This window comes from Mesorhizobium onobrychidis (assembly GCF_024707545.1).
Taxonomy (GTDB): Bacteria; Pseudomonadota; Alphaproteobacteria; order Rhizobiales; family Rhizobiaceae; genus Mesorhizobium; species Mesorhizobium onobrychidis.
The window spans coordinates 5017489-5042091 of the sequence record NZ_CP062229.1 but is presented as its reverse complement, the minus strand read 5'-3'; the positions used below and the strand labels follow the sequence as shown (position 1 = coordinate 5042091).

General features: G+C 62.3%; 23 protein-coding genes. 16 read left to right on the top strand and 7 right to left on the bottom strand.

Translation table 11 applies throughout. The features are described from left to right. Positions 1 to 83 precede the first annotated feature (83 nt). Entirely contained in the window at positions 84 to 977 is an 894-nt protein-coding gene (locus tag IHQ72_RS25060; RefSeq protein ID WP_258117968.1) for a DMT family transporter, read from the top strand. A gap of 243 nt (positions 978 to 1220) precedes the next feature. On the opposite strand, the gene mutL is transcribed toward IHQ72_RS25060, so the two are convergent. Continuing rightward, positions 1221 to 3110, bottom strand: a complete 1890-nt coding sequence (mutL, locus tag IHQ72_RS25055) for a DNA mismatch repair endonuclease MutL (RefSeq protein ID WP_258117966.1) — start codon at positions 3108 to 3110, stop codon at positions 1221 to 1223. 80 nt (positions 3111 to 3190) lie between these two features. Continuing rightward, complete coding sequence (locus IHQ72_RS25050) at positions 3191 to 4093, bottom strand: LysR family transcriptional regulator (protein ID WP_258117965.1); 903 nt, start codon at positions 4091 to 4093, stop codon at positions 3191 to 3193. A 104-nt stretch (positions 4094 to 4197) separates the two neighbouring features. Here IHQ72_RS25050 and IHQ72_RS25045 point away from each other — a divergent pair, with 104 nt between their 5' ends. Further along, positions 4198 to 5190, top strand: coding sequence for a zinc-dependent alcohol dehydrogenase family protein (locus IHQ72_RS25045; protein WP_258117964.1), 993 nt, complete (start codon positions 4198 to 4200; stop codon positions 5188 to 5190). Between the two features lie 15 nt (positions 5191 to 5205). Here the strand turns inward: IHQ72_RS25045 and IHQ72_RS25040 are convergent, their stop codons facing one another. Next, the gene (locus IHQ72_RS25040; RefSeq protein WP_258117963.1) at positions 5206 to 6108 is read right to left on the bottom strand and encodes a LysR substrate-binding domain-containing protein; all 903 of its coding nucleotides are present in this window, start codon (positions 6106 to 6108) and stop codon (positions 5206 to 5208) included. 92 nt (positions 6109 to 6200) lie between these two features. Here IHQ72_RS25040 and IHQ72_RS25035 point away from each other — a divergent pair, with 92 nt between their 5' ends. From IHQ72_RS25035 to IHQ72_RS25015, 5 genes are all read left to right on the top strand, one after another. Further along, a complete protein-coding gene (locus IHQ72_RS25035) occupies positions 6201 to 7751 on the top strand; it encodes a trimethylamine methyltransferase family protein (protein ID WP_258117962.1) in 1551 nt (516 codons plus the stop codon). Between the two features lie 43 nt (positions 7752 to 7794). Then, a complete protein-coding gene (locus IHQ72_RS25030) occupies positions 7795 to 9444 on the top strand; it encodes an ABC transporter substrate-binding protein (protein WP_258117960.1) in 1650 nt (549 codons plus the stop codon). Between the two features lie 119 nt (positions 9445 to 9563). Next, complete coding sequence (locus IHQ72_RS25025; RefSeq protein WP_258117959.1) at positions 9564 to 10043, top strand: DUF3828 domain-containing protein; 480 nt, start codon at positions 9564 to 9566, stop codon at positions 10041 to 10043. Positions 10044 to 10047: 4 nt separating this feature from the next. Further along, positions 10048 to 10608: a hypothetical protein gene (locus IHQ72_RS25020; RefSeq protein ID WP_258117957.1), complete on the top strand. Its 561-nt coding sequence runs from the start codon at positions 10048 to 10050 to the stop codon at positions 10606 to 10608. Between the two features lie 11 nt (positions 10609 to 10619). After that, a complete protein-coding gene (locus tag IHQ72_RS25015) occupies positions 10620 to 11804 on the top strand; it encodes a mandelate racemase/muconate lactonizing enzyme family protein (RefSeq protein WP_258117956.1) in 1185 nt (394 codons plus the stop codon). Between the two features lie 29 nt (positions 11805 to 11833). Here the strand turns inward: IHQ72_RS25015 and queF are convergent, their stop codons facing one another. Beyond that, positions 11834 to 12295, bottom strand: coding sequence for a preQ(1) synthase (gene queF / locus IHQ72_RS25010; RefSeq protein ID WP_258117954.1), 462 nt, complete (start codon positions 12293 to 12295; stop codon positions 11834 to 11836). Positions 12296 to 12434: 139 nt separating this feature from the next. Between queF and IHQ72_RS25005 the strand changes: the two genes are divergently transcribed. Then, entirely contained in the window at positions 12435 to 14480 is a 2046-nt protein-coding gene (locus IHQ72_RS25005) for an oxidoreductase (protein WP_258117953.1), read from the top strand. Between the two features lie 150 nt (positions 14481 to 14630). Here the strand turns inward: IHQ72_RS25005 and IHQ72_RS25000 are convergent, their stop codons facing one another. Further along, the gene (locus IHQ72_RS25000) at positions 14631 to 15038 is read right to left on the bottom strand and encodes a hypothetical protein (protein WP_258117952.1); all 408 of its coding nucleotides are present in this window, start codon (positions 15036 to 15038) and stop codon (positions 14631 to 14633) included. Between the two features lie 118 nt (positions 15039 to 15156). On the opposite strand from IHQ72_RS25000, the gene IHQ72_RS24995 reads away from it, so the two are divergent. From IHQ72_RS24995 to IHQ72_RS24985, 3 genes are all read left to right on the top strand, one after another. After that, a complete protein-coding gene (locus IHQ72_RS24995; RefSeq protein ID WP_258117951.1) occupies positions 15157 to 15582 on the top strand; it encodes a MarR family winged helix-turn-helix transcriptional regulator in 426 nt (141 codons plus the stop codon). 79 nt (positions 15583 to 15661) lie between these two features. Continuing rightward, positions 15662 to 15904: a type II toxin-antitoxin system Phd/YefM family antitoxin gene (locus IHQ72_RS24990; protein ID WP_258117950.1), complete on the top strand. Its 243-nt coding sequence runs from the start codon at positions 15662 to 15664 to the stop codon at positions 15902 to 15904. An 18-nt stretch (positions 15905 to 15922) separates the two neighbouring features. Further along, a complete protein-coding gene (locus IHQ72_RS24985) occupies positions 15923 to 16381 on the top strand; it encodes a type II toxin-antitoxin system VapC family toxin (RefSeq protein ID WP_258117949.1) in 459 nt (152 codons plus the stop codon). A 54-nt stretch (positions 16382 to 16435) separates the two neighbouring features. On the opposite strand, the gene IHQ72_RS24980 is transcribed toward IHQ72_RS24985, so the two are convergent. Then, complete coding sequence (locus IHQ72_RS24980) at positions 16436 to 18508, bottom strand: putative bifunctional diguanylate cyclase/phosphodiesterase (protein ID WP_258117948.1); 2073 nt, start codon at positions 18506 to 18508, stop codon at positions 16436 to 16438. A 280-nt stretch (positions 18509 to 18788) separates the two neighbouring features. On the opposite strand from IHQ72_RS24980, the gene IHQ72_RS24975 reads away from it, so the two are divergent. Genes IHQ72_RS24975 through IHQ72_RS24965 form a run of 3 tightly spaced genes read left to right on the top strand, consistent with a single transcriptional unit; the run spans position 18789 to position 21721 of the window. Further along, positions 18789 to 19976, top strand: coding sequence for a glycine C-acetyltransferase (locus tag IHQ72_RS24975; RefSeq protein ID WP_258117947.1), 1188 nt, complete (start codon positions 18789 to 18791; stop codon positions 19974 to 19976). A gap of 52 nt (positions 19977 to 20028) precedes the next feature. Then, complete coding sequence (gene tdh / locus IHQ72_RS24970) at positions 20029 to 21063, top strand: L-threonine 3-dehydrogenase (RefSeq protein ID WP_258117946.1); 1035 nt, start codon at positions 20029 to 20031, stop codon at positions 21061 to 21063. Between the two features lie 34 nt (positions 21064 to 21097). Then, on the top strand, positions 21098 to 21721 hold the full coding sequence (locus IHQ72_RS24965) for a DUF4304 domain-containing protein (protein ID WP_258117945.1): 624 nt from the start codon (positions 21098 to 21100) through the stop codon (positions 21719 to 21721). Positions 21722 to 21752: 31 nt separating this feature from the next. On the opposite strand, the gene IHQ72_RS24960 is transcribed toward IHQ72_RS24965, so the two are convergent. Beyond that, entirely contained in the window at positions 21753 to 22190 is a 438-nt protein-coding gene (locus tag IHQ72_RS24960; protein ID WP_258117944.1) for a MarR family winged helix-turn-helix transcriptional regulator, read from the bottom strand. Between the two features lie 141 nt (positions 22191 to 22331). Here IHQ72_RS24960 and hmgA point away from each other — a divergent pair, with 141 nt between their 5' ends. Both hmgA and IHQ72_RS24950 read left to right on the top strand, forming a co-directional pair. Further along, positions 22332 to 23645, top strand: coding sequence for a homogentisate 1,2-dioxygenase (gene hmgA / locus IHQ72_RS24955; RefSeq protein WP_258117943.1), 1314 nt, complete (start codon positions 22332 to 22334; stop codon positions 23643 to 23645). A gap of 11 nt (positions 23646 to 23656) precedes the next feature. Further along, positions 23657 to 24535: an MBL fold metallo-hydrolase gene (locus IHQ72_RS24950; RefSeq protein ID WP_258123926.1), complete on the top strand. Its 879-nt coding sequence runs from the start codon at positions 23657 to 23659 to the stop codon at positions 24533 to 24535. Positions 24536 to 24603 lie beyond the last annotated feature (68 nt).

Here is a 24603-nt window from a genome sequence, read left to right as displayed (position 1 = left end):
GCTGACCCTCGATTTGGTCGTTTGTCAACCGATCAGGAAAGGCGTTTTGTGTGTTTGAGGACATGAAGTGCGGGAATGATGAAATGAACGCCTGTACCGGCACGTTGAATACGACACAGCGGATAGATACCACGGCGACCATTGCGGTGGCGTTGACAGTGGTCGGCTGGGCCTCCGCTTTTCCGGCGATCCGTGCCGGCCTCGTCGCTTTCGGGCCGCTGGAACTCGGCGCGTTGCGCTTCGCCATCGCGGCGGTACCGGCGGCGATCTTCCTCGCCGTCAAGCGGCCGGCGCTGCCCCGGCTCGATGAATTGTGGCGCTTCGGGTTCGGCGGCGCCGTCTTCGTTGCGCTGTACACGGTAATGCTCAATTTCGGCGAACTGACCGTTTCGGCTGGTGCTGCCGGCTTCATCATCAACGTCAGCCCGATCTTCACCGCGATCATGGCGATGGCGCTGCTCGGCGAACGCTTCTCAGGCCTGGCCTGGGCTGGAACGTTCCTGTCCTTCGCCGGCATCGGCATCATCGCCATGGGCGAAGGGCAGGGGCTTCGCTTCGACAATGGCGCGCTGCTGGTCCTCGGCTCGGCGCTGTGCTCGGCCGTCAACACCATCGTGCAAAAGCCGTTGTTTGCCAGCCATCATCCGCTGACCATTTCGGCCTCGAACATGGTGCTCGGCGCGCTCTGCCTGTTGCCTTTCCTGCCGAGCGGCCTGGCGCAGGCGGCGGTTGCCGACAACGCCGGTCTCGGCGCCGTCATCTTTCTCGGCATCGTGCCGAGCCTCATCGCCTACGCCGCCTGGTCAACAGCGCTTTCGCGGCTGCCGGCGGCGCGCGCCTCGAACTTCCTCTATCTGGTTTCGCCGGTGGCGACGCTGATCGGATTCTTCTGGCTGGGCGAGGTGCCGACGCTGCTCGGCATTCTCGGTGGCGCACTGGCGCTGGGCGGCGTGATCGTGGTGAATTTGAAGAGGTAAATCAGAGGCTCGAAGGTTTGATTGAATCATAGAGATCTGTTTCGAACGGCTCTTTATGATTTCCCCTCTCCGGTTTGCTTCGCAAACCACCTCTCCCCACTTCGTGGGGCGAGGAACCCAAGTTTTCCGGGGTCGCGGCCTTGGCGATTGGTGTTTCCTCGCCCCCATTTTAATGCGGGAGAGGTGGCCGCGAAGCTGCCGGAGAGGGGGACTGCGCCGTCAGAACTGACAAGCTCAGTCCCTTCACCGCCGCCCGAACAGTCTTTCGATATCAGCGAGCTTCAGCTCGATGTAGGTTGGGCGGCCATGGTTGCAGGTGCCGGACCCGGGCGTCGCTTCCATCTGGCGCAACAGTGCGTTCATCTCCTCGGGCTTGAGCAGGCGGCCGGAACGCACCGAGCCGTGGCAGGCCATGGTCGCGGCTATCCTGTCCAGCCGCTCTTTCAGCGTGTCGACCGTGTCGTTGTCGGCGATCTCGTCGGCAAGGTCGCGCACCAGCTGCTGGACATTGGTTTCGCCGAGCATCGACGGCGTCTCGCGCACGGCGACAGCACCCGGGCCGAAACGCTCTATGCCGAGGCCGAAGCGAGCCAACGTTTCGGAATGCAAGGCAAGCCGCTCGGCATCCTCTTCCGGCAGATCGACGATCTCGGGCAAAAGCAGCATCTGCGACGGCACGGCGCGCGCATGCAGCGCGTTCTTCAGCGCCTCGTAGACCAGCCGCTCATGCGCCGCATGCTGGTCGACGATGACCAGCGAATCCCTGGTCTGCGCGACAATGTAGTTCTCATGCACCTGCGCGCGTGCGGCACCCAGCGCCATGCCGAGCAGCGTTTCCGCCGCCTCAGTCTGTCCGGCACGCGCGTCGGCGCTGTGAAGCGGTCCGGCGTCGAACGCCACCTGATCGTTTTCGCCGAAGCCGCCGTTTCCTGGTTCCGTGTCTTCAAGTCCCCAGCCTTCCAAGCCCATGTCCAGCGGCCGCTGCGGCGAGCGGGCCGGATCGAAACCGGCGAAGCCGGAGGCCCGGTAGGCCGCCTCATAGCTGCGATGGCCATTGGCCGGTCCGGCATGGGCATAGGACGCTGCGCCCGGCCGGAACGCCGCCATCATGCCGGCCGCCCCTGATGTGGCGGCACGGATGCCGGCATTGGCGAGCGCCTCGCGGATGGCGCCGACGATCAGTCCGCGCACCAGCCCCGGATCGCGGAAGCGGACATCGGCCTTGGCCGGATGGACATTGACGTCAACGATGGCCGGATCGAGCGTCACGAACAGCACCGTCACCGCATGGCGATCGCGCGGCAGCACGTCGGCGAAGGCGCCGCGGATGGCGCCGGCGATCAATTTGTCGCGCACCGGCCGGCCGTTGACATAGGCGTATTGCTGCAGCGCATTGGCGCGGCTGAAGGACGGGATCGAGACGTGGCCGGCGAGATGCACACCGTCACGCACGGCGTCGATAGCGATGGCATTGGCCGGAAAGTCGGCGCCCATCACTTGCGCAACGCGGCGCAGCCGGCCTTCCGCACTGTCGTCGCTCGCCGGCAGTTCCAGCGTCGAGCGGTCGGAACCGGCCAGCGTGAAGCGCACGGCGGGGAAGGCGATGGCGATGCGCTTGATCACGTCGCTGGTCGCCGAGCTTTCGGCGCGCTCGCCCTTCATGAATTTGAGCCGCGCCGGCGTGGCGAAGAACAGGTCGCGCACCTCGACCGTTGTGCCGCGATTGGCGGCCGCCGGCTTGACGGCAGATACGCGGCCGCCTTCGATGCCGATCTCGGCGGCGCTGTCGCCGTTGGCCGTGCGTGAGCGGATCGACAGCCGCGCCACCGAGCCGATCGACGGCAGCGCCTCGCCGCGAAAGCCGAGCGAGCGGATGTCGTGGATGTTGTCCGCGAGCTTCGAGGTGCAGTGCCGCGCGATCGCCAGCGCCAGTTCCTTCTCCGGGATGCCCGAGCCGTCATCGGTGACGCGGATCAGGTTCAGGCCGCCGCCGGCGGTGACGATCTCTATTCTGGCAGCGCCGGCGTCGAGCGCGTTCTCGACCAGTTCCTTGACTACGCTTGCCGGACGCTCGATGACTTCGCCGGCGGCGATCTGGTTGATCATCGTTTCGGAAAGCTGGCGGATGGGCATGAGGGTACTATACGCGGATTCGTCGCCCATGCGGGAGGGGCGAATTCAGGAATCCGCGCCGCTCACCGTGCTCCTGCATTTCACGTCATCAGCCTGGGCAGTGCCGCTGCCAGCGTGTCGACGGCAAGGCGGACCTTCAGCGGCAAGTGAGGCGTCTGCAGCCAGAGCGCATAGGCGTCGTAAAGAAATCCCGGCTGGTCCGATAACAGCGGGACAAGTGCGCCGGCCTGAATGCGCGCACGGACCAGCCAGTATGGCAGCCAGGCAAGCCCCATGCCGGCTGCCGCAGCATCGGCGATCGCAGCAAGGTCGTCGAACCGCAACCGGCTGACCGGCATGACTTCCAGCGCAGGCTGGCCGTGGCGCGGGAACAACCACGGTTGAACGACACGGCCCGAACGGCGGTAGATGATGGTCTGGTGGCTGCCGAGATCCTCTATCTGCCGTGGCAACCCATGCATCTCGAGATAGGATGGCGACGCGCAGACGACCATGCGCTGGCGCGCGACGCGACGCGCCATCACGCCGGCCTGATCCTCCAGATTGCCCGTCCGGATGGCAAGATCGCAGCCATCCTCTGCAAGATCGGCGATGGGATCGCTGAACGACAGGTCGAGTTCCAGAGCGGGATATCGCTGCGCAAGCTCCAGCATGATCGGGGCAACGCAGCGCCGGCCGAAGTGCACGGGCATGATGACGCGCAGCTTTCCGCGTGGTTCGGAAAGTTGATCGGCCGCGAGTGCATCCGCAGCTTCGGCTTCAGCGAGTACCATCCGGCAGCGCTCATAGTAGGCGCGCCCGAAGTCGGTCAGGCTCTGGCGGCGTGTGGTCCGGTTGATGAGGCGCACGCCCAGACGCTCCTCGAGAAACCGGACATGCTTGCCGACCATCGGTCCGGACAGGTCGAGAGCGGCAGCAGTCGCCGCGAACGAGCCGAGATCGACGGTTTTGACGAACACGGCCATGCTCGTAAGGCGATCCATATTCAAAACTTCCAGTTTCTACTGTCTTGCCAAAGCAACCATTTATCTGCCGGATGGCTGCTGGCATAGCGTATTCGGTTCAAATATTTTGGAGTTATGAACGCATGGCACGTGTTGTTCGCTTTCATAAGCATGGTGGTCCCGAGGTTCTGCGCATCGAGAATCTCGATATTCCCGCGCTCGGTCAGGGCGAGATTCAGATCCGGGTCAAGGCATTGGGTCTCAACCGGGCCGAGGCGCTGCTGCGTTCGGGCACTTATATCCAGACGCCGCCGTTGCCTTCCGGTCTTGGCCTTGAGGCAGCGGGTGTCGTCGAAGCGGTCGGCGAAGCCGTGCACGGTTTTGCGCCAGGTGACGCCGTCAGCGTCGTGCCGCCATTATCGATGGCCCGCTGGCCCGCCTATGGTGAGATTGCCACATATCCCGCCGAGCTCGTGGTCAAACATCCGCCATCGCTCAGCTGGGAAGAGGCGGCAGCCGGCTGGATGCAATATCTCACCGCCTATGGTGCACTGATCGACATTGCCAAGCTCAGCAAGGAGGACTTTGTCGTCATTACCGCAGCATCGAGCAGTGTCGGACTTGCCGCGATCCAGATTGCCAACATCGTTGGTGCGACCGCGATCGCGGTCACGCGGACATCTGCCAAGAGAGAGGCCCTGCTCAAGTTCGGCGCGGCCCATGTCGTCGCTTCAGCGGAAGAATATCTGGAAGCCCGGCTGAAGGAAATCGCCGGTCCGGAGAACATTCGAGTGGTGTTCGACGCAGTCGGCGGCCCGATTTTCGAGCCTCTGACGGCCGCGATGGCACGGGGTGGCATTCTCATCGAATATGGCGGCTTGAGCCCCGAGCCGACGCCGTTCCCGCTGTTCGCCGTGCTGGCCAAGACGCTAACGCTGCGCGGCTATCTCGTCCACGAGATCACTGGCGATCCGGTGAAGTTGGAAGCTGCCAAGGCGTTCATCCTCGACGGATTGATGTCAGGTTCGCTAAAGCCGGCAATCGCCAAAACCTTTTCATTCGAGCAGATCGTCGAAGCGCATCGCTTTCTCGAGTCGAACGAGCAATTCGGCAAGATCGTCGTGACGGTTGATTGAGCATTAATGGGAGCCTCATGCTTGCGCGGCCAGCCAGTCCCGCACCTTGCGAGCATTGTCGCTGAGCTCGCGGTTTCTCGACCAGATGACATGAAAGCCCTTGCCGGTCGTCATCGTGTGGCTGGTGACGCGCACCAGCAGTCCTGACGCCAGCAGGCGCTCGGCAAGGTGACCCCAACCCAGCGCAATGCCTTGCCCTTCCATGACCGCCTGGATCACCAGGGCATAATCGTTGATGCGCAAGCCGCGCCCGACATCGGTGATGTTGACCCCGGCCGAGGCGAACCACTCGTCCCAGCTCGCGGCCTCTCGAAACGGCTCTTCGAGATGGATGAGCCGGTGTGATGGAAGATCCTCGACGGTTTCCGGCAGCCCGAACCGTGCCACATAGCTCACGCCGGCGACGGGGAATATCTCCTCGTCGGCCAGTGGCAGTGAATGATAGTCCGGCCATTCCCGGGGCTCGCCACCGCGCACAGCGAGCGGGATGCCCTCGGCGATGATGTCGAGATCGCGGTCGGCGGTCTGGATGCGCAGGTCAATGCCCGGCAGTTCGTCGCGGAACTGCTGCAGGCGCGGCATCATCCAAAAGGAGCCGAAAGCGGTCGACGCGGCAAGCGTCACATGGCCGCCGGTCGCCTGTAGGCGCAAATCCTCCGCCGATTTGCGGATGTGCGACAGGCCAAGCGAGACGTCGGCGTGAAAGCGGTCACCGGCTTCGGTCAGGCTGACTTGTCGATGGCGACGCTGGAAGAGTTTCGCGCCGAGCTGCTCTTCAAGCCCCCGGATCGCGTAGGACACGGCAGCCTGCGTCATGCCGAGCTCTCGCCCGGCGGCGGTAAAACTCGACAGCCGCCCGGCGGCTTCGAAAACGATCAGGCTGCCGGCGGACGGCAGCAGGTGGCGCAGGCTTCGCATAAGTTGAACTTATACAAGAGATCAGGATTTTCCAGCGTCACAGCTATATTCTGTCTCGCTAAGTTGACTGGCTCTGGGAGGATGGAGTTTCCATGAACGCACCGGCCGCTGAAGTGAACGAACACGCCAACCGTCGAGCGGGTGGTCGCCTGGGGCGCAAGGCGCTGCGGGGAACTCCCATGGCGTCGTTTCCCACGCTCGTTCGCAACATACCCGCATACCAAATGGTCCCGGACGAGGCTGTCGAGCTGATCCACCAGGAGTCGCTCTCGATCCTCGAAGAGGTTGGCTGCGAGTTCCGCGACGACGAGGCCATAGCACTGTGGAAGGCCGCCGGAGCCGATGTCTCTGAGACGCGCGTCCGCATTGACCGCGCGCTCTTGATGGAACTCGTCTCGAAAGTCCCGCCGGAGTTCACGCTCAATGCGCGCAACCCCGAGCGCTCGGTCCGCGTCGGCGGTAAGAATTCCATCTTCGTGCCGATGTATGGCGCGCCTTACGTGCGCGACCTCGACAACGTCAGGCGCTATGGCACGCTCGCCGACCTTCAGAATTTTCATAAGCTCGCTTACATGGCGCCAGCGCTGCACTCGTCGAGCTCGATCATCTGCGAGCCGATGGAAATTGCGGTGCCGAAGCGTCACCTCCACATCATTCATTCGGCGCTGAAGCATTCCGACAAGCCGTTCATGGGTATCGTGACCTCCAAGGATCGAGCCGAAGACACGATGGCGATGGCAGGCGTCGTGTTCGGCGAGGACTATGTCCGTGACAACCCGGTCCTGGTTGCGATCACCAACTGCAATTCGCCGCTCGTGTGGGATGCTACCATGCTGGACGCAATGAAGGTCTATGCGCGCCACAACCAGCCGCTGATTCTCGCGCCCTTCGCCCTCTGCGGCGCCTCGACTTCTGCCTCTGCCGTGGGTGCGGTCGCGCAGGTCAACGCGGAAGCGCTGGCGGGCGTCGCATTCACGCAGCTTCTGCGCCCGGGTTCGCCGCAAATCTACGGACAGTTCATGGTCACAGTCGACATGAAGACCGGCGCTCCCATGGGCGGCACGCCAGAGGCCGCGCAGATGATGTATCTGATGGGAGCACTGGCGCGGAAATACCGGCTGCCATGGCGCACGTCGGGCTTCCATGTCGGTTCGAAGCTGAACGACGCCCAGGCGGGCTACGAGGCGAATATGCTGATGCATGCCGCCATCCTTTCCGGTGCCAACTACATCTGGCACTCCGCCGGATGGCTCGAGGCCGGCCTGACCTGCGGCTATTCAAAATTCGCGACGGACTGCGAACAGCTTGTTGGCTGGTACAAATACGCAGGCGGGCTCTCCTTCGACGATTTCAAGGACGCGATGGCGGCGGTCCGCGAAATAGGCCCTGCCGGCCATTTCCTCGGCACCCAACACACGCTCGAACATTTCGAGTCCGCCTTCTTCATGCCCAGCGTCATGGACTTCAATTCGTACGAACAGTGGAAGGCTGAAGGGGCAAAGGACCACGATACCCGCGGCCGCGAGAAAGCACGCAACATGCTCGCGGATTATGAGGAGCCGAAGCTCGACGAAGGCATCGCCGATGGTCTCAAAGATTTGATCGCGCTGCGCGAGGAAAAGCTGCCGGACAGCGTTAGTTAATAGGACAGGCGAAGACCTGACGGGAACCAGACGGGAGGAAAAAATGACATTCTTCAGAAGCAAAGGCGATCGCGTGCCGGGCGCCATCGAGGTGATGGCGGAAGAGACGCGTGCGGGTCGCATGGACCGGCGCGAGTTTCTGGCGCTGGCAAGCGCCTTCGGCGCATCGACGGCCCTTGCCTACGGCATGATCGGTCTTGCCGTGCCGGAACGGGCCTTGGCCGAAGAGCCGAAGAAAGGCGGAACGCTGCACGTTTCGATGGCGGTGAAAGGACAAAAGGATCCGCGCACTTACGACTGGGTGGAGATGGCAAACATCACCCGCACCTGGCTGGAACCGCTTGTCCGCTACACGGGCGAATTCACATTCGAGCCGGTCCTGCTTGAAAGCTGGGACGTCAACGACGACGCCACCGAATACGTGCTGCATCTGCGCAAGGGCGTCACCTGGAACAACGGCGATGCTTTCAATGCCGAAGATGTGGTCTATAATCTAACGCGCTGGTGCGAGAAGGGTGCCGCCGGCAATTCCATGGCCGCACGAGTCGGCGCGCTGATCGACGCCGCATCCGGCAAGGCCAGGGAAGGCGCAATCACCAAGGTCGACGACAACACGGTCAAGCTGAAGCTGAATGAACCGGACATTTCGCTGATCCCGAACTTTACCGACTATCCGGCGCTCGTCGTCCATCGCAAATTCGATGCCGACGGCGCCGATCCTATCAAAAAGCCGATTGGCACCGGGCCGTTCGAACTCGTGTCTTATTCGGTCGGCGAGAAAGCGGTCGTCAAGCGTCGTGAGAATGGCAAGTGGTGGGGTGGTGAAGCGCCGCTCGACAGTGTCGAATTCATCGACTACGGCACCGACTTCAATGCTTCGGTGAATGCCTTCGAATCCGGCGAAATCGACGTCAATTTCGAGACACCCGCCGACTTCATCGACATCCTCGACCAGATGGATCTGGTGAAATCGGAGGTCGGGACAGCGACCACGCTCGTTGCCCGGACCAATATCACTCACAAGCCTTATGATGACCAACGGGTGCGCAACGCCCTGCAAATGGCCGTCGACAACAATGCGGTGCTCGAACTCGGCTACGCCGGGCGCGGGACCGTCGGTGAAAACCACCATGTCAGCCCGATCCATCCGGAATACTACCCGCTGCCCAAGAAGACACGCGACGCGGCGGCGGCCAAGACGCTGATGGCCGAGGCCGGACAGGCCGACTTCGAGCATGAACTGATCACCGTCGAGGACGATTGGCAGAAGAACACCGGCGACGCGATTGCCGGCCAGCTGCGCGATGCCGGGATCAAGGTGAAGCGCACGGTGCTGCCGGGGTCGACCTTCTGGAACGACTGGACGAAATACCCCTATTCCATGACCATCTGGTACATGCGCCCGCTCGGTGTTCAGGTGCTGGCGCTTGGCTATCGCACCGGCGAGGCCTGGAATGAAACGGCGTATTCGAATCCCGATTTCGATGCCAAGCTCAAGCAGGCTCTCTCGCTCATCGACGTGGAGAAGCGCCGCGAGGTCATGAAGGACGTTGAGCAGATCCTGCAGGATTCGGGCGTCATCGTTCAGCCATTTTGGCAGAAGCTGTTCAGCCATATGGACAAGAAGGTGAAGAATTACGCTGTCCACCAGACCTTCGAGATGGATCTCGAGAACGTCTGGCTGGACGCCTGAGTTAGCTCCCCAGGGCGCCTGAGTTAGCGCCCAAGGGGATTTCATGGGCTGCAAAAAAGCCGGGATGCAGGATTCGTGGTATTGAACGGTTCCCACCACGAAACCCTGGAGATTATCGGATGAGACTGACTGTGCTTGCCGCCGCTCTCTCGATCGCAGCGCCTGCGGCCGCCTTTGCCGGGCCGGCATCCAATGCGGTGAAGTTCTTCTACATGCCCGAAGTCAAGTTCGAGGCCGACGCGAAATACCGCGACCGTTTCACCGAGCCGGTGACCAAGCTGTTCGACCTCAACGACCTGGCGCAGAAGAACAAGCCGGACGAGGTGCCTTGCATCGATTTCGCCCCCGGTCTCGACGCGCAGGACTATGACGAGAAGACAGTCGCCAAGACGCTGAAGCTGTCGGAAGCGGTGGATGGCGATAGCGCCAGCGTGACGGTGACCTTCAATCTTTTCCCGGAAGGCGATGATTCCAAACGCGAAATGGTCTGGTCGCTCAAGAAGATCGACGGCCGGTGGAAGATCGCCGACATCACCTCAAAGACCAGCGGCTGGACGCTGAGTGCGCTCGAATGCCTGGCTGGCCAGACTCCGGAGTGATGCCATGGCCCGCTGCCGGTCCCTGGCGACTGTGTGCCTGCTGGCGGCGGGGTTGAGCAGCACCGCCGCTCAGGGACTGTTCAGCGCGCCGCCCGCAAATGCGCCGGCCGATAATGCGGCGCCTGCAACTCCACCGGCTGCGCCGCCGCCGGCAGAAAATCAACGGGCAGCGCCGGCGCAGCCGGGTTCGCCGACGGCGGTGGTGAAACCGTTCTACGAGCATGTCGGGCTCGAGCTCGAACCGGCCCTGCGCAGCCACTTCGCCGATCCGGCGAAGTCGGTGCTCGACAAGAGCGATGCACTGCGGAAATCGGGGCAGGGCGAGTGCCTCGATCCCAACATGGCGCTCGACAATGCGGCGTACGACAAAGCCGAGATCGATAAGAGCCTGAAGACCATTGAAGCGGTCAAGGGCGACGAGGCCAAGGTCGTCGTCGCCTTCGTCGTCGCCGACAATCCGCACCGGCTGGAGTGGAAATTCAGGAAAGTCGACGGCGATTGGAAGATCACGGACCTTTTGTCGGTGACCGGCGAATGGGCGCTCAGCCAATATCAGTGTGAGTGAGAAGGGAACCGATGAAGATCACCAATATCCGCGTCGCCCATGTCAACGTTCCGTTAGACGCCCCATTCTGGTGGACGGCCGGGCTTTATGGCGGCGCCTCGAAATCGATCATAGAAGTCGAGACGGACGAAGGCGTAGTCGGACTGGGCGAGGCGCCTTGGTGGCATTTCGGCGAGGTGATCAAGGCCGAGATCGCGCCGGCGCTGATCGGCGCCGATCCGCTCGACATCGCCGACTGCGAGGCGCGCAGCGTGCCGCCCTGGCAGATCACCGCCAACACCGGCGAGAATGCCGCCTCCGTGGCCTTCGGCGCCGTCGAACTGGCGCTGTGGGACATCAGAGGCAAGGTCTTCGGCATGCCGCTCTACAAAGTCCTCGGCGGCGCGGTGCGCAAGGACATTCCGTTTTCGGAATATTTCTCGTTTCGCGCCGCGCAGGGCGGAGCGGGTGGCGAAATGACGTCCGAAGCGATCGTCGAGTACTGCCTAAAGATGCGCGAGGAGCATAGCTCGACCATCTTCGAGGGCAAGCTGATCATGGGCGATCCCGAGCTCGAGATCAGGACCGTGCGCATGCTGCGCGAGGCGCTTGGCGACAAGGCGCAGATCAAACTCGATTCCAACATGCAGTGGTCGCTGACCACCGCGCGCTGGGTGCTGCGCGAGATCGAGCCGTTCAACATCCGCAACTACGAAGATCCGGTCGCGACCTTCGAGGAGATGGCGGCGCTGCGCCAGCATTCGCGCATTCCGTTCTCCACGCACATCCCGGATCTCAGACGTGCGGTCGCGCTTGGTGCGCCGGATTACTTCGTCTGCAATTTCGCAGCACTCGGCGGACTGTCGAAAACCCTGAAATTCATCGCCGCCTGTGAGGCGATGGGCAAGGGGTTCTGGTGTTATTCAAACGATCTCGGCATCATGACATCAGCCTATCTGCATGTCGTGGCGGCGACGCCATGGATCACGGAAGCGTCGCAATCGCTGTTTCGCTGGCAGATCGGCGACGTCATCAAGGACGGTCCGTTCCGGCAGACCGGCAACACGGTGCGTGTGCCGGAGGGCCACGGACTGGGCGTCGAGCTCGACCCCGCTGCAATGAAGCGCTGGGCCGGGCACTTCGCCGAACACGGGCCGATGGGCCATTTCAGCGACCCGAACAACCCTGGCCGCTACCGGCGGCTGCCGCTCAACTGATGCAACGTGCGTTCCTTAGAAACTCAGGCTCAGCCGCGCCCGCGATAGGGTGCGACGCCGGTGTCGGGCAGCCAGGCGCCTTCCGGCGGCACACCGGTCTGCCAGAACACGTCGATGGGAATGCCGCCGCGCGGATACCAATAGCCGCCAATGCGCAACCACAGTGGTTTGGTCGCGGCGATGATGCGGCGGCCAATCATGACGGTGCATTCTTCATGGAAGGCGCCATGGTTGCGAAACGAGGTCATGAACAGCTTGAGCGACTTCGATTCCACCAGCAGCGTATCGGGCGCATAGTCGATGACGATATGGGCGAAATCCGGCTGGCCGGTGACCGGGCAGAGCGAGGTGAATTCCGGGCAGGTGAAGCGAACGATGGCCGGCGGCCCGTCGCCGCGCGAAAACGGCACGGTTTCCAGGACTGCCGCTTCAGGGCTCTGTGGCGCCTCGACGTTGGTGCCGAGCTGGGTAAGGTTTTTCGTATCGGTCATGGGCGGGTTCCTTACTGCATGTCGCCCAAAAAGCCTGCCCACGGGCCTGACCCGAGGGTGCGCAGCGGTTTTGGGACAACGACATGCGTAAAATCAAAATTTGCCGTTCATTAGCACAATTTGAAACAGTAGGAAGACGATGACCACTAACGATCCGCTTCTCCAGCCTTACCAGCTCAAGCATCTGACGCTGAAGAACCGGGTCATGTCGACCAGCCATGAGCCGGCCTATTCCGAGGACGGTATGCCGAAAGAGCGCTATCGGCTCTACCACGCCGAAAAGGCCAAAGGCGGCATGGCGCTGACCATGACCGCCGGTTCGGCGATCGTCTCGCGCGACAGCCCGGCCGCCTTCGGCAATCTGCACGTCTATGACGACCGGATCGTGCCATGGCTCACGGAGCTCGCCGATGCCTGCCACGAGCACGACTGCAAGGTGATGATCCAGATCACCCATCTCGGCCGCCGTACCGGCTGGAACAAGGCCGACTGGCTGCCGGTGCTGTCCGCGTCGCCGGTGCGCGAGCCGGCGCATCGTGCCTTTCCCAAGACAATCGAGGACTGGGATATCGAGCGCATCGTCGCCGACTACGCCGCCGCCGCCCAGCGCTGCCAGGCCGCCGGCCTGGACGGCATCGAGTTCGAGGCCTACGGCCATCTGATGGACGGCTTCTGGTCGCCCGCCACCAACCAGCGCGACGACGATTTCGGCGGCTCGCTCGACAACCGCTTGCGCTTCACCGGCATGGTGCTCGACGCCGTGCGGGCAGCGGTCGGCGACAAGTTCGTCGTCGGCATCCGCATGGTCGCCGACGAGGATTTCGAGAAGGGCTTGTCGAAACAGGAAGGCGTCGAGATCGCCAGGCGGCTGGCCGGCTCTGGCAAGGTCGACTTCCTCAACATCATCCGTGGCTCGATCGAAACCGATGCCGCGCTGACTAAGGTCATCCCGGTGACCGGCATGCGCTCGTCGCCGCATCTCGACTTCGCCGGCGAGGTGAGGGCGGCGACGAAATTCCCGACCTTCCATGCGGCGCGCATTGCCGATGTTGCCACCGCGCGTCACGCCATCGCCACCGGCAAGCTCGACATGGTCGGCATGACCCGCGCCCACATCGCCGATCCGCACATCGTTCGGAAAGTGATGGAGGGCCGCGAGCACGAGATCCGGCCTTGCGTCGGGGCCACTTACTGCCTCGACCGCATCTATGAAGGGGGCGAGGCGCTGTGCATCCACAACGCGGCAACCGGCCGCGAGGCTGATATCCCGCACATCATCCTGAAGACCGAGGGACCGAAACGGAAGGTGGTCGTCGTCGGCGCCGGGGCCGGCGGCCTGGAGGCGGCGCGTGTCGCGGCCGAGCGCGGGCACAACGTGACGGTGCTGGAAGCGTCGAGCCAGGCCGGCGGCCAGGTGCGGCTGGCGACGCAAAACCCACGCCGAAAGGAGCTGATCGGCATCATCGATTGGCGGCTGGCCGAGCTCGACCGGCTTGGCGTTGAGATCCGCTACGACACCTGGGCGGAGAAGGACGATATTCTGGCGCTGTCGCCGGACGTGGTGGTGATCGCCACCGGCGGCCTGCCGCAGAACCCGCCGCTGGCGGCGGGCGACAATCTCGTCACTTCGAGCTGGGATATCATGGCGGGCAGCGTCAAGCCGGCCGAACACGTGCTGCTCTATGACGACAATGGCGGCCATCAGGGCATGGGTGCGGCCGAATTGATCGCCAATAGCGGTGCAAAGCTTGAGCTGGTTTCGCCCGAACGCTTCTTCGCCCCGGAGATGGGCGGCATGAACCACGTGCCCTATATGCGCGCCTTCCAGGAGAAGGGCGTCACCATAACCATCAACACGCGGCTGCGTTCGGTGCGGCGCGAGGGCAACCAACTGGTCGCCGAACTCGGCTCAGACTTCGCCGACGGTTGGCGCGGCGAGCGGCGGGTGGATCAGGTGGTGGTCGAGCACGGCACGCTGCCGCTCGATGATCTCTATCTCGCACTGAAACCGCTGTCGAAGAACGGCGGTGCGGTCGATTACGAGCGGCTGGTCAATGGCGGCGACATTTTTCCGGCGCGCAATCCGCAAGGCGGTTTCGTGCTCTTCCGCATCGGCGATGCGGTTGCATCGCGCAACATCCACGCAGCAGTCTATGACGGCATAAGGTTCGGATTGCGGATCTGAAGATCACTTCGGATTGATTGGGTGGCGCGCAGCAGAACCTCCGTACGGAGAGCCATCAGGCACGTCGGTCCGATCTGCGCGCCGCGCACGCCGCCGGCTTGCCGCCAGACACCGTGCGATCTCTTGAACTGTGATTGCGGCAGGCCCCACTCAGAACATCCTGGCGGTAGCCATACAAAGTACGGTGATGACCAGCAGCCCACCAGCGATGCGTTCGCCCCTTGTCATTTTCGCGCGCAGCTGGGCTTCCGTCGCCGCGTCAGTGCCGGCAAGCCGCCTGCTGGCAGAGCCGACCAGCGCGCCCTGGACACCGGCGGCAATCAGGGCCGTCGCGATACCCAGGGCCAGAACGATTTCCATCGAACCGAAATAGCCGCCGTGGAAGAAATACCAGAGCAGAGCGCCGGTCAGGAAAACCATGCCGGCCGCTCCCATTTGCGGCCGGAAAAACCGTTCGATCCGAATCTCCGGATCGCGGGCGACCGCGATGGTCGTTCCAGCCCAGAACACACCGGCCAATACGTGAAGGCCGAGGACGATGATGTAGACATACTGCATGACCGCATTTCCTCCTTTCCCCACCGCTCACCATAAGGTTAGATATCTAATGATTAGGTGTCAATGTATAAGCATGGGGCCAGTTCCATCGGTCTTTCCCTTGCTCTAGTGTCGGATCATGACGCCTTTTGATCGCCCGCCAGTCGGGATGAATCTCGCCCGCACCGCAAAGCTTGTCGCACAGGCCTTCGACGCCGCCTTGGTCGAGGCGGGCGGCACGCTGCCGGTCTGGGTCACTCTGTTGTCGATCAAGTCGCGCGAGCTGGCCAACCAACGCGAGCTCGCCGGCATGATCGGAATCCAAGGCGCGACGCTGACCCACCATCTGAACGCGATGGAGACGCAAGGCTTGCTGACCCGGCGCCGCGATCCCCTCAATCGCCGGGTTCATCAGGTCGAACTGACCGATGCCGGCGAGGCGCTGTTCCTGAAATTGCGCACGGCAGCACTCGCCTTCGATAAGCGGCTGCGGACCGGGTTGTCCGACGAGAGGCTGGCGGAGTTCGCGGAAGTCCTGGCGGCGCTGCGGGCGAATGTCGATTGATCCCAATTGCCGAACGCATTGTTTCAACGACCCCGAGATGTTACATATGACCACAATGGTCATATACGAGGGCAACAGCATGCGCGAGATTCAGTTGAAGGATGCCAAGGCTACGCTGTCGGCGGTGGTCGATCGGGCCGTGGCGGGAGAACCTGCCATCATCACGCGTCACGGGCGCAAGCAGGCCGTGATCCTGTCGTTCGAAGACTACGAACGGCTGTCGCGGGTGCCTAGCTTCGGACAATTGCTGGCGGCTTTTCCCGGTGACAAAGGCGATATTCCTCCCCGTTCTCGCAAACAGGTTCGCAAGGTTGCGTTGTAACTCGGTCAATTGGTCCTGATGTTTCTGCTGGACACCAACATCATCTCGGCAATCGCTCCGGCCAAGAATGCGGATCGGGCAACGCTGGCAACATGGCTCGACAAAGTCAGCGAATACCTGTTCCTGTCCGTTGTCACTGTATCCGAAATCGCTGCAGGGATAGCGAAGGCCGAGCGCGAGGGTGCGACGACAAAGGCGGCTTTGCTACGCAACTGGTGGCAAGCGCTCGAGCACCTTTATGGAAAGAGGGTTCTTCCCTTCGATTTGCGCGCCGCACATGCCGCCGGGTCCATCCTTGATCGGGCAAGGGCGCATCGGCCAGGGTTCGAAGACATAGCGATCGCCGCGACGGCCGAGGTCCACGGTTTGACGATACTGACCGACAACGAGCGTCATTTTGCTCCGCTCGGGGTGCCGATCCTCAACCCGCTGAAGAACTTGCCGCCATTGCGGCAGTCAGCGGCAGATCGGCCTTAGCCGGACTCACCCGTCAGGCCGCCATTTCCAAGGCGGCATGTCAAGGTTGGCGCCTTACGCCCGGCTTCCCCGCAGCACCGTTAGCCTGGCTTTCTTCGGCGCCCGCGCGACCAGCCATTCGCGTGCCGTGTCCTGCGGCATCGGGAAGGCGATGGAATAGCCCTGCACCTGGTCGCAGCCGATCGCCATCAGCGAATCGAGCTCGGCCTCGGTTTCGGCGCCCTCGGCAACGATCGAGATGCCGAGGCCGCGGGCGAGTTCGGTGATGGCCCGCACGATCTTGGTATTGTCGTCGTTCTCATTGATGTTCTGGACGAAGCGGCGATCGATCTTCAGCCGGTCGATCTCGTTCGGGTTGACGTGGCTGAGCGACGCGTAGCCGGTGCCGAAATCGTCGAGTTCGAGATGAACACCGGCGGCGCGGATGTGCCGCAGCTTTGCCGCGATGCCGGTCTTCTCGTCGTCGAGAATGACGGATTCGACGATTTCCAGCGAAAGTTTTTGTGGCGGCAGACCAGTTTTTTCCAGCACGCCGAAGAGGAAGGCGTCGAAATCGGGCTCACGCAGTTCAGAGCCGGACACGTTGACGGCGAGCCGTCCGAAGGCAACTCCGGCGCGGTTCCACTCGGCCGCCTCGCTGATTGCCTTGGCGATGACGATGCGGCCGATCTCCGGCATGAGTCCGCATTTTTCGGCGACGGGAATGAACTCGCCCGGTGCGATCATGCCGCGCTCGGCATGTTTCCAGCGAACCAGCGCCTCGATGCCGCCGATCGTGCCGTTCGACAACGAAACCTGCGGCTGGAAATAGACCTGGAACGCCTTCTCCGCGATCGCGATCCTAATGTCATGCTCGAGCTGCTTGCGGAAATCGAGTTCATGCCGCAACTCCTCGGAGAAGAATGAGAGGCCGCCGCCACTCTGCTTCTTGGCGGAGTGGAGCGCGAGGTCGGCATGGACGAGCAGATCTTGCGCATTGTCGGCGTCGACCGGATAGACGGCGACGCCGGCGCTGGCGCCCGGAAGGATGGTCGTGCCCCGAAAGACGATCGGTTCGTTGATCTGCGTCAGGACGCGCCTGGCGACCATGTTGATGTCTTCGGTGCCGCCGGCACCATTGAGGATCATTACGAACTCATCGCTGCCGAGACGCACGCAGAGATCCGACGCCCGGCAGGAATCGCGCATGCGCTGCGCGGTCACCACCAGCACATAGTCGCCGGCGGCGTGGCCAAGCGTGTCGTTGATCTGCTTGAACCGGTCGAGGTCGAGGTGGACCGCCGCAAGCCGCTCTCGCCGGCGCTGTGCCCCCTTGATCAGCGTATCGAAATGGTCGGTCAGGAAGGTGCGGTTGTGCAGGCCGGTAAGGCCGTCATGCACGGCGATGAAGGCCATGGAATTGCGGGCATCGATCAGTTCATGCGTCTTGCGCAGAATGGCGTTCGACATCGGCCTGAAGATGAAAAGTGCCACCAGCACGATGACGCCGATGGTGGTGTAGAACAGCGTTCGATGGAGATCGAGAAGTGTTTCGGATCGCGCATCGGCATGGGCGCTGATGCGCTGGCCGAGTGCCGCATAGCCCGACAGGGTCGCATTGGCGATGGAAGCGTCGAGGTTGACGCGTTCGCCGCCGCCCTTGTAGCCGCCATTGTCGGCCATACCGAGTCGTGATTCAAACGCCGAAACCAGGCGTTGGCCGTTGGCGATAAGCCCGACCGAGAAGTAATCGAGATGAAACGGCTTGGCGAAAAGTACGCTCTCGACTGATTTTTGATCGAACCTTGCCGGTGACGCCGGGTCGGCGACGACCCGCTCGAGCAGAAGGTCGTAGTTCCTCTCGAAGTCGGCCGTGGCCTGTTTGAATGCGGTGACCAGAGCCGGTTGTTGGTTGCGCGAAGCTGCACCTGCCGCGTTGGCAAGGAAGACAATGCGTTGCGACAGCACCTTTTGCATGCCGACAATATCGAGCAGCGTGTCGTCGTGCCGCTGGGCAGCCATCATCTGCTGGAGAAGGATGAAGGAGGCCATCACCATGGCTGCAATGATCAGCAGCGCCAGCCAATAGCCTGCCTTGATCAGCAGTATGAGCCTGCCCGAAATGGTTTGCGCCGGTTGCTGCGACATTTTCTGGGGCGGTCCCTCTCGCCGACAGATTTTTGGGTATGAGAACCATTGGCTTGAAAGTGTTAACAGCTCTGGAAGTCGACATAGCAGCAGCGGTGGAAAGCTCGCGAAATGGTTATCGCGTTCTTTCGCGCCGCACCTGCATTTGAGCATCCGCCATTGGCGGCATTCTGGGGCGCCATTCTGGCCACTGGCCGGCGCCTCACCGAAGCAGTCGCTTTTGCGGTGGATTTTTCGCCCGCGCGGGGCGACAGTCCATTCAATCTCAACAGGCCTGATCATGAGCGCGGCATTCCTCTCCCATATCGATAGCGAGCTTCAAGGGCTGAAATCGGCCGGCCTCTACAAATCCGAGCGGGTGATCACCTCGACGCAGTCGGCAGAGATCGAGGTGGGCGGGGAAAAGGTGCTGAATTTCTGCGCCAACAACTATCTCGGGCTGGCAGACAGCGCCGAATTGCGCGACGCGGCCAAGCAGGCGCTTGACCGCTACGGGTACGGCATGGCGTCGGTGCGTTTCATCTGCGGCACGCAGGAAGAGCACAAGCAGCTCGAGGCGACGATTTCTGGCTTTCTCGGCATGGAGGATACGATCCTCTACGGCTCGTGCTTCGATGCCAATGGCGGCCTGTTCGAGACGCTGCTCGGCCAGGAGGATGCGGTCATTTCGGACGCGCTGAACCACGCCTCGATCATCGACGGCGTGCGGCTGTCGAAGGCGAAGCGCTTCCGCTACGCCAACAACGACATGGCCGATCTGGAGGCGCGGCTGAAGGAGGCAAGGGATTGCCGTTTTCGGCTGATCGCCACCGATGGTGTATTTTCCATGGACGGCATCATAGCCAATCTGAAGGGCGTCTGCGATCTCGCCGAGAAGTACGATGCAATGGTGATGGTGGATGACAGCCATGCAGTCGGCTTCGTTGGCAAGAACGGCCGCGGCTCGGCCGAGCATTGTGGCGTCGAGGGCAGGGTGGACATCATCACCGGCACGCTCGGCAAGGCACTGGGCGGCGCATCGGGCGGCTACACATCGGCCAAGAGCCAGGTGGTCGACTGGTTGCGCCAGCGCTCGCGTCCCTATCTGTTTTCCAACACGCTGATGCCGGCGATCGCCGGCGCCTCGATCCGGGTTTTCGAACTGATCGGCAATGGCGATGCGCTGCGTCAGCGTCTCTATGCCAATGCGGCGCGCTTCCGGTCTGAAATGGGTATGCTCGGCTTTACGCTTGCCGGCGCCGATCATCCGATCATCCCGGTCATGCTGGGCGATGCGACACTGGCGCAGGAGATGGCGGCGCGCATGCTGAAGCGCGGCATCTATGTCGTCGGCTTCTCGTTTCCGGTGGTGCCTAAGGGCCAGGCGCGCATCCGCACGCAAATGTCGGCCGCCCATTCCAGCGCCGACATCGACCGCGCGGTCGAGGCGTTCGGTGCGGTCGGGCGCGAACTCGGTGTGATTTCCTGAACGGCCGGAAGCCAAAAGCGATTCCGGATCAAGAGATTCAAGGGACAAAAGAATGTCGAACATGATGAAGGCGCTGGTCAAGGCCAAGGCCGAGCCGGGCATCTGGATGGAAGAAGTGCCGGTGCCGGAAATCGGCCCGAACGACGTTCTGATCAAGATCAAGAAGACCGCGATCTGCGGCACCGACGTCCACATCTACAATTGGGACCAGTGGGCGCAAAAGACCGTCCCGGTGCCGATGGTGACCGGGCACGAGTTCGTCGGCACGGTCGCCGATTTCGGTGCGGCGGTGACCGAATACAAGATCGGCCAGCGTGTTTCGGGCGAAGGCCACATCGTCTGCGGCCACTGCCGCAACTGCCGCGCGGGCAGGGGGCATCTCTGCCGCAACACGCTCGGTGTCGGCGTCAACCGGCCCGGCGCCTTCGGCGAATATCTGGCGATCCCGCAGCACAATGTCGTGCCGATCCCCGACGACGTGCCGGACGAGATCGCCGCGATCTTCGATCCCTTGGGCAATGCGGTTCACACCGCGCTGTCCTTCGATCTCGTCGGCGAGGACGTGCTGGTCACCGGCGCCGGGCCGATTGGCATAATGGGCGCGCTGGTGGCGCAATGCGTCGGCGCGCGAAAAGTCGTCATCACCGACATCAATCCGGTGCGGTTGGCGCTGGCCAAAAAGCTCGGCGTCCAGCATGTCGTCGATGCATCGAAGGAAAAGCTGCGCGACGTCATGCCGGCGCTCGGCATGACCGAGGGTTTTGATGTCGGCCTGGAAATGTCGGGTGCAGCACCCGCCTTCCGCGACATGATCGACACCATGAACAATGGCGGCAAGATCGCCATCCTCGGCATCGCGCCGACCGGCTTCGAGATCGACTGGAACAAGGTCATCTTCAAGATGCTGCATTTGAAGGGCATCTACGGCCGCGAGATGTTCGAGACCTGGTACAAGATGATCGCCCTGGTGCAGGGGCCGCTCGATGTCAGCGGGCTGATCACGCACCGCATCGGCATCGACGACTACATCTCCGGCTTCGAGGCGATGAAGAGCGGCAATTCCGGCAAGGTGGTGATGGACTGGTGAGCGCCAAGCTTGCTGCCTTTATGCGAGTCCTAAAATGGCGGAAAACGAGCACGGACGTATCATTGCTTTGGAGGCAAAAACCGCATTGCAGCCGGCCGGATTTCGGCGAAAGGGGCGGTCACGTGTCTGGATCGCTGATCGTGGCTTCTGGCTGAGTGTAGTCGAATTTCAGCCCAGCTCTTGGTCCAAAGGCACTTACCTGAACGTGGCTGTCCACTGGCTTTGGGGTTCGCCTCCGCACACACTGTCCTTCGATCGCTCTGAACGCGTCGGCGGGTTCGTTGAGTTCCAGAACTCCGTACAGTTTGTGCCTCTGGTCGGTCAAATGGCTAGGAAAGTACTCGAAATTGACCAGATTCATCGATCGATGTTCCCTTCCGTGAAGGCGACCGCCACAATCCTCGTGAATGAATTGCAGCCGGGTGCGTACGGCGAATGGGCAGCTTTCCACGCCGGGGTGGCGGCCGGCTTGGCTGGTGACTTTGAAACGGCAAGGCGGCTGTTTGAAAGCGTTCGAAGACACGCGGCTTCGCAGGCGCAGCTTCTCTTGGCCTACATCGATGATCCGGTAGCATTTCGAAGCTATGTCAGAGGCATTATTGAGGACGAACGTGCCTACTACGGTTTAGGAACGTTGCCTGCCATCGTAGCCATCTGATGTCTGAGGCGGTCGAACCTGTGGGAGTATTTCAGCCCAAGGTGAGTTTTGCCTCCAGCGCCGCTACCCCGCCGACAATCGCCGCCCGCTCTTCCGCACTGAGCCTCGCGAGCAACTCCCGCTCGAACGCTTTTGCGAGCGGCACCATCTCGCCATAGGCGGCAAGGCCTGCTCTGGTCAGGGTCAGATGTTCGAGGCGGCGGTCATTTTTATCCGAAGTTCGGATCAGCCACCGGCGCCTCTCCAGCTCCGCCACGGCTCGAGAAACCTTGGTCTTGTGCATGGCCGATTGTTCGCCGAGTTCCGTCGCGGTCATCGTGCCGCGCTGGCCGAGCCCGGCCAGCGTGCGCCATTCCGGACGCGTCAGGCCGTGACGATCCTTGTAGACTTTTGAGAATTCGCGGCTGACGGCATCGGCGAGACGGTAGAGCCGGTAGGGCAGGAAGCTTTCCAGTTCTAGGACGTCCATGGCTTCGTATCCCGGCAGACGCTGCGGTTGATAGTTACATTTTCGATGGTTACAAATGAAACCAATTTGGTCAATCCCGGAGCGCCGCGCGTCCTTTGACGCGCAAAGGACGCTCTGGCAGCGTTAATCGAGGAGGATCGGATGACCTTTTCCTACATGCCGGGCTTCGGCAACGACTTCGAAACCGAAACCTTGCCTGGCTCGCTGCCGCAGGGGCGCAACTCGCCGCAGCGGCCGGCCTACGGCCTTTATGCCGAGCAATTGTCCGGCTCGCCCTTCACCGCGCCGCGCGGCACCAATGAGCGCTCCTGGCTCTACCGTATCAGACCGAGCGTCAGGCACACCGGCCGCTTCAAGGCGGTGAGTTCTCCCTTGTGGAAGACCGCCCCCAATGTCGGCGATCACGAACTGGCGCTCGGCCAGTATCGCTGGAACCCGGTGCCGATGCCGACCGAGCCGACCGATTTCATCGCTGGCATGCGCTCGATCACCACTGCCGGCGACGTGCTGGGCCAGACCGGCATGGCGGCGCATGTCTATGTCGCCAACCGCTCGATGACCGACGACCATTTCTTCAACGCTGATGGCGAATTGCTGATTGTGCCGCAAGTTGGGGCCGTGCGCTTCGTCACCGAAATGGGCGTCATCGAGCTCAGGCCAGGCGAGATCGCGGTCTTGCCGCGCGGCCTCGTCTTCAAGGTCGAGCTGGTCGACAAGGAGGTGCGGGGCTATGTCTGCGAGAATTACGGTGCCAAGCTGACGCTGCCCGACCGCGGTCCGATCGGCGCCAATTGCCTGGCCAATCCGCGCGATTTCAAGACGCCCTGTGCCTGGTTCGAGGACAAGGAAACGCCGTGTCGGCTGATCGTCAAATGGTGCGGCAATTTCCATGTCACCGAGATCGGCCATTCGCCGCTGGACGTGGTGGCGTGGCACGGCAACTACGCGCCTTATAAATATGATCTTGCAACATTTTCACCGGTCGGCGCGCTTCTGTTCGACCATCCCGACCCGTCGATCTTCACCGTGCTGACCGCGCCAAGCGGCGAGGAGGGCACCGCCAATATCGACTTCGTCATCTTCCCGCCGCGCTGGCTGGTGGCCGAAAACACATTCCGCCCGCCCTGGTATCACCGCAACATCATGAGCGAGTTCATGGGCCTGATCCACGGCCAGTACGACGCCAAGGAAGAGGGTTTTGTCCCCGGCGGCATCAGCTTGCACAATCTGATGCTGGCCCACGGGCCTGACGCGCCTGGCTTCGAAAAGGCCTCGCGCGCCGAGCTGAAACCGGTCAAGCTCGATAACACCATGGCCTTCATGTTCGAGACCCGATTCCCGCAGATGCTGACCCGCTACGGCGCCGAGCTCGAAACCCGGCAGGATAATTACATCGACTGCTGGGCCGATCTGAAGAAGCGTTTCAACGGCACGCCCGAGGGCGACTGGTCTTGAGCGCCGATTCAATGCGGGATCGGCTGGTGCTGCTGGGCTCGAAGGGAGGCCCGGCGCTCCGGCCGGGCGGGCCATGGCCGAGTTCATCGCTGCTGGAGATCGGCGGCCGCAACATCGTCGTCGATTGCGGGCTTGGCGTGACGCGCGGGCTGGCCGACGCCGGCATCAGCTTGAAGACGCTCGACCTGGTCTTCATCACGCATCTGCATTCCGACCATGTGCTGGAACTCGGTCCGCTGATCCACACCGCCTGGACCGCGGGTCTGGCGACACCGGTCACCGTGTTCGGCCCGCCCGGCACCGACCATTACTGGCAGCGCTTTTGCCAGGCGATGGAATTCGACATCGAGATCCGCATCGCCGACGAAGGCCGGCCTGATATTCTCGACATGGTTTCGATCATCGAGTTCGGCGAAGGCCGGGTGATGGAGGAGCGCGGCCTGAAGATTTCAGCACTGCGCGTCGACCACCCGCCGGTGACCGACTGCTTTGCGCTGCGCTTCGAGCATGCCGGACAAAGCGTCGTGTTCTCCGCCGATACGGCATTCTTTCCGCCATTGGCCGATTTTGCCAAAGGCGCCGACATCCTCGTCCATGAAGCCATGCTGGAAGAAGGCATCGAGCGGCTCGTAGCGAAGACCGGCAACGGCGCGCGGCTGAGGGAACATCTGCTCGCCAGCCACAGCTTCGCCGGGGAGGCGGGGCGCATCGCCACGGAGGCCGGGGTCGGGCGACTGGTGCTCAACCACCTCATTCCGGCCGACGATCCCGAGATCGGCGAAGCCGACTGGATCGCCGCCGTCAGGAAAACATGGGCCGGAGACTTGACGATCGCCCACGACGGCCTTGTTGTGGGACTGGAGCATGATCCCGAACCGAAGGACCGCTAGCGAAAAGTGAGAACCGGTTTTCGGAAGAGATCAGGCGTAGAACAAAAATTCAAAGCGGCACCAAAGCC